This window comes from Oceanobacillus limi (assembly GCF_900111445.1).
Lineage (GTDB): Bacteria > Bacillota > Bacilli > Bacillales > Amphibacillaceae > Ornithinibacillus > Ornithinibacillus limi.
This window is the reverse complement of record NZ_FOHE01000037.1, coordinates 1-8,726: the sequence shown is the minus strand read 5'-3', so window position 1 is coordinate 8,726 and position 8,726 is coordinate 1. Positions and strand designations below refer to the sequence as shown.

At 36.5% G+C, this 8,726-nt stretch carries 9 protein-coding genes and 1 rRNA gene; all 10 read right to left on the bottom strand.

Annotated elements, in window-relative coordinates; translation table 11 throughout:
• Positions 1 to 202, bottom strand: a 16S ribosomal RNA gene (locus BMX40_RS19555); the annotation flags it as partial.
• A gap of 537 nt (positions 203 to 739) precedes the next feature.
• Positions 740 to 2,221, bottom strand: coding sequence for a lysine--tRNA ligase (lysS, locus tag BMX40_RS19550; RefSeq protein ID WP_090873102.1), 1,482 nt, complete (start codon positions 2,219 to 2,221; stop codon positions 740 to 742).
• A 244-nt stretch (positions 2,222 to 2,465) separates the two neighbouring features.
• A complete protein-coding gene (locus tag BMX40_RS19545) occupies positions 2,466 to 2,675 on the bottom strand; it encodes a helix-turn-helix domain-containing protein (protein ID WP_090873100.1) in 210 nt (69 codons plus the stop codon).
• Positions 2,645 to 3,160, bottom strand: coding sequence for a 2-amino-4-hydroxy-6-hydroxymethyldihydropteridine diphosphokinase (gene folK / locus BMX40_RS19540; RefSeq protein ID WP_090873098.1), 516 nt, complete (start codon positions 3,158 to 3,160; stop codon positions 2,645 to 2,647). The genes BMX40_RS19545 and folK overlap by 31 nt, the downstream gene beginning before the upstream one ends.
• Positions 3,157 to 3,522 (bottom strand): dihydroneopterin aldolase, encoded by a 366-nt coding sequence (gene folB, locus BMX40_RS19535; RefSeq protein ID WP_090873096.1) that lies wholly within the window; start codon positions 3,520 to 3,522, stop codon positions 3,157 to 3,159. Before folB ends, folK begins: the two co-directional genes overlap by 4 nt.
• Positions 3,515 to 4,345, bottom strand: coding sequence for a dihydropteroate synthase (folP, locus tag BMX40_RS19530; protein ID WP_090873094.1), 831 nt, complete (start codon positions 4,343 to 4,345; stop codon positions 3,515 to 3,517). The genes folB and folP overlap by 8 nt, the downstream gene beginning before the upstream one ends.
• A 262-nt stretch (positions 4,346 to 4,607) precedes the next feature.
• Positions 4,608 to 5,537, bottom strand: coding sequence for a cysteine synthase A (cysK, locus tag BMX40_RS19525; RefSeq protein ID WP_090873092.1), 930 nt, complete (start codon positions 5,535 to 5,537; stop codon positions 4,608 to 4,610).
• A gap of 146 nt (positions 5,538 to 5,683) precedes the next feature.
• Positions 5,684 to 6,592, bottom strand: a complete 909-nt coding sequence (locus BMX40_RS19520; RefSeq protein WP_090873090.1) for a peptidylprolyl isomerase — start codon at positions 6,590 to 6,592, stop codon at positions 5,684 to 5,686.
• Positions 6,593 to 6,622: 30 nt separating this feature from the next.
• On the bottom strand, positions 6,623 to 7,495 hold the full coding sequence (gene hslO / locus BMX40_RS19515) for an Hsp33 family molecular chaperone HslO (protein ID WP_090873088.1): 873 nt from the start codon (positions 7,493 to 7,495) through the stop codon (positions 6,623 to 6,625).
• Between the two features lie 23 nt (positions 7,496 to 7,518).
• Positions 7,519 to 8,286, bottom strand: a complete 768-nt coding sequence (locus tag BMX40_RS19510) for a type III pantothenate kinase (protein ID WP_090873086.1) — start codon at positions 8,284 to 8,286, stop codon at positions 7,519 to 7,521.
• Positions 8,287 to 8,726 lie beyond the last annotated feature (440 nt).

Below are 8,726 nucleotides of genomic sequence, written 5' to 3'. Positions count from 1 at the left end.
TAAAAAGTATTATCCGGTATTAGCTCACGTTTCCGCGAGTTATCCCAGTCTTACAGGCAGGTCGCCCACGTGTTACTCACCCGTCCGCCGCTCGTTCCACAAGTTTCACCCCGAAGGGATCAACTTGCTTCCCGCGCTCGACTTGCATGTATTAGGCACGCCGCCAGCGTTCGTCCTGAGCCAAGATCAAACTCTCCAAAAAAGTTTGTATTTGATTGACACCAATCAATCAAATGATAATTCTTAGCTACTAGAAACACTAGCTTCTAGATTTAAATAAGTTAGAAAAACGAGGTTGTTTTTCGTCTTAACATACTAGTTGTTTTGTTCAGTTTTCAAAGAGCAAATATTGATCGTTGCTTTTTGAAGCAACTTTTATATTATATCAACTTACGAATGTGATGTCAACAACTTTTTTCAAGTTTTTTAATTCACTTTTCGCATCGCTTTTTAGCGACTAAATTAATATACCACACTGACCTAATTGAGTCAACAACTTTTTATAAATTGTTTTTTGTTGCTGTCATTAAATAAGCAACGAAATATAATTTACCATGTTTAACACTTAAGATCAAGAGTTTTTAACTGGAATTTACACCCATTTATAAGTACTTGAATTTCTTATCTATAATAATTCCCCAATTATATCTATTATTAAACATATAAAAAACAAGCTAACTACCTCAATTATAGTAATTAGCTTGTTTAAATAATTTATTCTTATACTATTTATTTATAGTTATCTATTCCGCATTTGCGGGAATAACAGCACATCACGAATAGACGGTGAATTCGTTAGTAACATAACTAAGCGATCAATCCCAATACCTAATCCTCCTGTTGGTGGCATACCATATTCAAGTGATTCTAAGAAATCTTCGTCCATTAAATGAGCTTCATCATTTCCTTCAGCTCGTTCTTGTACTTGAGCTTCAAATCGCTCTCGCTGATCAATAGGGTCGTTTAACTCACTAAAGGCATTTGCGTGTTCTCTTGCAACGATAAATAATTCGAAGCGATCGGTAAACCGATCATCTTCTTTATTCTTCTTCGCTAATGGAGATATTTCAACAGGATGACCATATACAAAAGTAGGCTGAATTAATTTTTCTTCTACTTTTTGTTCGAAAAATTCATTTACTACATGTCCAAAGGTCATCGAGTCTTTTATTTCTACACCATTCTCTTTGGCGAGTTCTCTAGCTTTTTCATCACTCATTCTTTCCCAAAAGTCGATACCAGTATATTCTTTTACGGCATCTACCATATGAATTCTTTTCCATTGTGGTGTTAAATCCACTTCATAATCACCATACGTTACCTTGGTTGTCCCCAATACTTCTTCAGCAATATGGGCTACCATATTTTCTGTAAGCGACATGATATCCTCATAATCAGCATATGCTTCATATAACTCTATCATCGTAAACTCTGGATTATGACGCGTAGAAACTCCTTCATTACGGAACACTCTTCCAATTTCATATACTTTTTCCATACCACCAACAATCAAACGTTTCAAGTGAAGTTCAATTGCGATTCTCATATATAATGGAATATCTAATGCGTTATGATGCGTTACAAATGGACGTGCAGAAGCGCCACCAGGAATCCCGTGCATCATAGGTGTTTCTACTTCTAAGAATCCTTGTCCATCTAAATATCTGCGCATCGATTGAATAATTTTACTTCGTAATACAAATGTATCTTTGCTATCCATATTTGTAATTAAATCTAAGTAACGTTGACGATAACGCTGTTCTACATCTTTTAAACCATGATATTTTTCTGGTAGTGGACGTAGTGCTTTTGAAAGCAACTGGAACTCTGTTGGCTTTACAGATAGTTCTCCAACGTTTGTTTTAAACATCACTCCTGTAACACCAACTATGTCTCCTAAATCGGTCGTTTTAAATATCTCGTATGCATCTTCACCAATCGCATCTTTGCGAACATAAAGTTGTATCTGCCCACTAACATCTTGAATATGCGCAAATCCTGCTTTCCCTTTACCACGTTTTGTCATCATCCGACCAGCTATTGTCACCTGTATTTGTTTTTCTTCCAAATCCTCTTTTGATATGTCTTCATATTGTTGGTGTAATTCTTCTGCTACATTTGTACGCGTGAATTTCCCACCAAAGGGATCTAAACCTTGGGTACGGTATGTATCAAGCTTCTCTCTTCGGACACGCATGTGTTCATTTAATTCTTCTGACACGACTATCACTCCGTTATAAACTATTTATTTATCCATTTCCATGAATGGTGTAGAATATTATCTTTATGTATTTTCTAATTCATTAAAACAAACTTTTACCATTATCTCAAGATATCGTTTATTTTACACCTCTACAACTGAAAATATCAACTATTCAAATCCTAACTAGATTAATAAAAAAATCTCCTGGGATCTTCCAGAAGATTCTAGTCTAATTCATAATTACAGATTATTATAGTATGTATCATTCATCCTTAGGAATAATTTCCTTAACATCTATCGTTAATGTTTCTGCAATTTTTTGGATTAATTCATTACTTGGTTCACGGGTTCCTCGTTCCATTCCCCCAAGTACAGATAACGGTATATCTAATACTCTCGCAAATTCTGCCTGTGTATACCCCTTAAGTTTCCGAAACGCTTTTATTCGTCTACCAACTCTTGCTGTGTCCATAACCTTACATCCTTCTTGTCAATCTCCGGTAGTTTATTTAGTAGATCATTTACTGCCCCCCCCATAGAAGGCAGTATTAAACTCGGGGCAATTTCTTCCAAAGGTATTAATACAAATGCTCGTTCATGCATTCGTGGATGTGGAATCGTTAAACGCTCCGTTCTATTATTTTCTTCATTATACACTAAAATGTCAAGATCAATTGTTCTTGGACCATATCGAATGTCCCTTTTTCTTCCTAGTTGGCTTTCAATATTTTGGCAGACATCTAGTAATTTATATGGTGGTAGAGTAGTCTCTACTTCCACAACCATATTTAAAAAATCAGCTTGATTCGTATATCCTACAGGAGCAGTTTGATAAATGGAAGATTGTTTTGTTATCTTGATCACTTCATTTTTCGAAAGGTGTGCTATCGCTTCCTTTAAATGGTCATATCTTGGTTCTATATTCGTACCTAATGCAATAAATGCCCTATTCATCATTTTTTCTTCTCCCTATAGATTTCAATAGAAACAGATTGGATGTGCCCCGGTATTGGGGCATCTGGCTTGGTTAGATTAACGGTACAAGCCTGTAATAAATCAAAAGAAGTTAGCAATTCATTTGCGATATCTTCAGCAACTGATTCAATTAAATTTTTTGCTTTTCCTTCCACAACTTTCTGTACTCGGTCATATACTTGTCCATAATTGATTGAATCGATCATATTATCACTCATACCAGCCTTTGTTAAATCCATAAAAAGTACTAGATCTACCAAGAAGCGTTGTCCTAACTTATTTTCCTCTGGAAATAATCCATGATAACCATAGAATTGCATTTGATTCAATTTAATTTTATCCACGAGTCTCCACCCCCGCCCGAAGCATAGCATCCATCATCATTGCTAATTCATGATTTACTTTTACATTATGTACACGGACAATATGAACCCCTTTTGTAATTCCTAAACATGTTGTTGCACCTGTACCGTTATCCCGTTCTTGAGCAGGAACATCAAGAATATTGCCAATAAACCTTTTTCTGGAAGTTCCTAACAGAACAGGATACTTCATTTCAACAAATTGTTCGAGGTTGTTCATTACTATTAAATTATCTTCTGCACTTTTCGCAAATCCTACCCCTGGGTCCAAAATAATGTTATCTTTTGGAACACCGGCTTTTATTGCAATTTCAATACTTTCCTCCAAATCGCGTTTCATATCCTCTAATAATGAGGTATAATCTTGGTTGGTTCGATTATGCATCAGGACTATCGGAACATTAAATTCTTTTGCTACTGCAGCAATTTCAGGGTCTTTCTTAGCACCCCATACATCATTAATCATACTCGCTCCTGCTTCGACTGCCCGCCTAGCTGTTTCTGCTTTATATGTATCAATAGAAATCGGTACGGTTATATTGTCTTTCACAGCCTCAATCATCGGTACAACCCTTGCTATTTCCTCTTCTAATGGTACCTGTTTATGATTTGGCCGAGTGGATTCTCCACCAACATCAATTATATCTGCACCTTGTCCTTCCATTGCAATTGCTTGTTTAATTGCCTTATCTATAGATGTGTAACTACCTCCATCTGAGAACGAATCTGGTGTTACATTTAAGATTCCCATTATATGTGTCTTACTTGAAAGATCGTATGTTCGCATAGGTGTGTCCAGTATCATTTGCAACTCCTCTTTCTAATAAAAATTCTTACTTGTATCGTAACATAAAGTTATCAAGAATGAATTGGACATTTGACTTTCAATTGATCCCAATCATAATCTTTTTGCTTCCATCTTGGGTTATGAACTGAGGGTCATACGAATCACAGGACTTAATTGTACCAACGATACGACAGGATATCGCGTTTATGCCAATCTGCCTGTTATATACTGGATAAAAGAAAAGCTAGCATCTAATTCAGACGCTAGCTCTATACTTATCCTATTGTTCTTCATCAAATTGATATAGTGGAGTTGATAAATATCGCTCACCATTATCAGGAAATACAGCAAGTACTTTTTTACCTTTGCCTAGTTTTTTAGCAACTTTCAAAGCTGCAGCTACAGCAGCACCCGCAGAAATACCACCTAAAATACCATTAGTTTTTGCAACTTTACGTGATGTTTCAAATGCTTCTTCATTAGAAACTTGTAGCACCTCATCGTATACCTTCGTGTCCAACACATCTGGCACAAAGCCCGCTCCAATTCCTTGAATTTTATGTGGCCCTGGTGAGCCTCCTGAAAGTACAGCTGAATCTGTTGGTTCTACTGCATATAATTTAATACCATCAAATTTTTCTTTTAGCACTTTTCCTGCACCTGTTATGGTTCCACCTGTACCTATCCCTGAAACAAATGCATCTAGTCCATCTTTCATTTGCTCTACGATTTCGTTCCCAGTGGTACGTGCATGAACTTCTGGGTTTGCTTCGTTACTAAATTGTTGTGGCATAAAATAACCGTGTTCAGCCTTCAGTTCCTCTGCTTTTTTAATTGCACCTTTCATGCCATCAGCTCCAGGGGTTAGAACTAACTCTGCTCCATAAGCACGTAACAGATTTCGACGTTCTTGACTCATTGTATCCGGCATAACAAGTACTGCTTTATAACCCTTGGCTGCAGCTACCATGGAAAGTCCAATTCCTGTGTTCCCACTAGTTGGTTCGATAATTGTATCGCCTTCACTTAATTTACCTGCCTTTTCAGCTGCTTCTATCATAGCTAGAGCAATACGGTCTTTAACGGAACTACCTGGATTCATAAATTCTAATTTAACATAAACGTCTGCACTATCTTCATCTGTTATACGGTTTAATTTAACAATTGGAGTTTCTCCAATCAAACCAGTAATGTTATCAGCAACTTTCATGTAAAAAACCTCCCATATTAATTCCTAGTAAATGCATAGGATTTATACACTAATGTACGTGTCACTGTCGAAAAAGTCAAACTATATGCACTGTTATTTCAAATTATACGAGTGAACTTGGTTATCTATCCCCGTACACTTATAGTCTATTCAGCATAGATCCAATCTATATCAAATTTTTCCCATAAAGGAGCTGCATCTAATGATAGCTCAGATGACTCTAACGCTAACTCGCTCTTTATGTATGGTTTTAACTCTTCATACGTAAAGGTTATTTCAGGCATACTTCGATGCAAATACATGATAGCATACCCTTGATCTGTCAGAAATGGCTCACTATAGGAGAATTCCTCCATTTCCAAAGCCTGATCCTCATAACCATTAGGTAAAAATTGACTATTCGTTGTATAATATCCGAAATATCCACCAGCATCTTTGGTATCTTCATCAATTGAATATTCCTGAGCTAAGAGCGAGAAGGAAGCTCCATTATCTAACTCTTTTTTTACTTTGTCAGCTGTTTCTTTATCTTCGACTAGGATATGTGAAAATTGAATGGCTTCGGTAAAGTTATATTGGTTCTGGTAATTGGTATAGTAGGAACGCAATTCATTTTCAGATATAGAAATATCTTCTGTTAAAAGAAATTCTAATTGGTAACGATACTCAATATCCTTCCGCCACATTTCTTCCATTTTCTCTGTTTCTTCTTTTGTCATGACTCCCTGCATGGAGGTTAATAACGCCAGTTCACGATCCATCACTTTCTCACTCACGGAAAAATTATTATCTGCAGCTAATTTTTCAATAACAGTACGGTCAATGAGGTTTTTCAGTTGCTTTTCCCCGTGATTTTGCCTCAATGCTACCATCCATTCCTCATAGGTTATATCTTCCTCTCCAATGGAAGCAACAGGCTTTTTGGTGTCAATATCTAATTCTGTTGGATTATCTTCTAACGTTTCACCCTGCCTTCCAGTGGTGCTCATTAACAATGTCGCAACATTGGTTACGAGTAGTACGACAATTATTCCTAGTAATAACTTTCTAGACATTTACTACTTCCTTTCGAACAGCTGTCAACTTTAATCTTCTTTTAATTCTTCTAACTCACGTTCTGTAAAGTGATACACTTCATTACAGAAATGACAAGTCGCCTCGGCTCCATGATCTTCTTCAATCATATTTTGTATTTCTTCATTACCTAAGCCTTGAATTGCTTGTTCTAACCTTTCTTTTGAACACTTACAATGAAATGCAACAGGTAATTTTTCATGAATGGTCATTTCCTCATCACCAAATAACTGGCCTAAAATCTCTTCCGGTGTTTTTCCTTCTTGTATCAATGAAGATATAGGAGGAAAAGCAGAAATCTTTTCTTCTAAATTTGTAATGACACCTTCATCTGCTCCTGGCATGATTTGGACGATAAATCCACCTGAAGCTAGTACAGACTGATCTGGGTTTACTAAAACACCAGCACTTACTGCTGAAGGGACTTGTTCAGAGTTCGCGAAATAATAAGTAAAGTCTTCGCTAATTTCACCAGATACAATTGGTACTTGCCCAGTAAAGTAATCCTTTAATCCTAAGTCTTTAACAATGCTTAAGCTACCTGTTGTACCTACCGCTTTAGCTACGTCCAACTTTCCTTTGTTATTTAAATCGAAATCTACATGAGGATTTGTTACATAGCCCCTTACCTCACCTTTTGCATTCGCATCAGCCACTATAGCACCTATCGGACCACCGCCTTCTATTTTCGCAGTGATCGAATCATCGCCTTTTAACATCGCTCCCATCATAACAGTTATGGTTATCGTACGACCTAAGGCAGCAGTTGTTGTTGCCCATGAGTCCTGACGTCTCCGTGCTTCTTCAACTGTGTTAGTGGATCTTATTGCATAAGCACGAACCATTCCTTTATATGCCATTGCTTTTATTAAATAATCATTCATGATGCATTCTCCTTTTATTCATTTCATTTGTTTTTTTGATAAATTACGTACAATCCTTTTAGCGTTAGATACGGATCAACAATATCAATCATTTCACTTGAATCACCGATCAAAGTAGCCAATCCCCCCGTTGCAATAACAGTCGGGTTTTGGTTCATCGATTGTTTTATTCTTTTCACGATACCGTCAACTTGTCCTACATACCCGTAAAAGACTCCGGACTGCATTGCCTCTACGGTTGATTTACCAACAATGTCTTTTGGTGCTTCTATTTCTATTTTAGGAAGTTTTGATGCTTTTTGATACAATGCTTCCATAGATATATTTATGCCCGGGGAAATAATTCCGCCGCAGTATTCTTCATGCTCATTAATATAGCAATACGTTGTCGCCGTACCAAAATCTATAATTACAAGAGGAGAACCGTGTTCCTTTATAGCACCGACTGCATTTACTACACGATCAGCACCAATTTCCTTCGGGTTCGGATAACACATTTTCAAAGTTGAATGCACCGTATCTTTCCCAACAATGAGTGCATCTTGATTAAAGTAATCTTTACACATTTTTTCTAAAGAAAACATAATTGGTGGTACAACCGAAGATATTATTATTCCTGTTATATCAGTTAGTTTTAATGATTTATGCTCAAATAGTGACTTTATTAATATGCCAAACTCGTCTTCTGTTTTATAGCGATCTGTCTTTATACGCCACTGGTGTTTTAGTATATCTTTTTCAAATACACCTAAGACCGTATTCGTATTCCCTACATCAAGTACCAAAAGCATTTTGTACCAAACCTTCCTCATAAGTATTCATTGTACACCTTATAAATATACCAAAATCAAAACTGTATTGGAAAACAAAAGCGCAAGCGCATAACATACAAATAATAAAGTGAACCTTCAATCAGTGAGGGCTTACTGCCAGTTATATACGAGATAAATAAACACGTCCTAACTTGGCAATATCTATTTATTGATATATGACATAGTTTGTATATAATGCGACGTAACATTTTGTTTCACCTAATGTAAATATTGATATATAGCCGCTACGGCAGAATACTTCGTTTTCCACGGATTGCCTGAGCCTATATATAAAGGAATGAGGAACCACTTCGTTATTGATGTGGATCGTGGTTCCGCTAAATCACAAAAATACCGCCCAAATAAGGTGTAAGAGGATCCTCATTCCTCTATCAGCCCTAAATCAGTGTAAATTTTAC

What these genes read in the sequence shown, in the direction of transcription:
- cysK (WP_090873092.1), bottom strand. Translation starts at nt 5,537, where the DNA reads ATGAAAGTTGCTGATAACATTACTGGTTTGATTGGAGAAACTCCAATT.
- BMX40_RS19510 (WP_090873086.1), bottom strand. Translation starts at nt 8,286, where the DNA reads ATGCTTTTGGTACTTGATGTAGGGAATACGAATACGGTCTTAGGTGTA.
- BMX40_RS19545 (WP_090873100.1), bottom strand. Translation starts at nt 2,675, where the DNA reads ATGGACACAGCAAGAGTTGGTAGACGAATAAAAGCGTTTCGGAAACTT.
- BMX40_RS19520 (WP_090873090.1), bottom strand. Translation starts at nt 6,592, where the DNA reads ATGTCTAGAAAGTTATTACTAGGAATAATTGTCGTACTACTCGTAACC.
- folP (WP_090873094.1), bottom strand. Translation starts at nt 4,345, where the DNA reads ATGATACTGGACACACCTATGCGAACATACGATCTTTCAAGTAAGACA.
- folK (WP_090873098.1), bottom strand. Translation starts at nt 3,160, where the DNA reads ATGATGAATAGGGCATTTATTGCATTAGGTACGAATATAGAACCAAGA.
- hslO (WP_090873088.1), bottom strand. Translation starts at nt 7,495, where the DNA reads ATGAATGATTATTTAATAAAAGCAATGGCATATAAAGGAATGGTTCGT.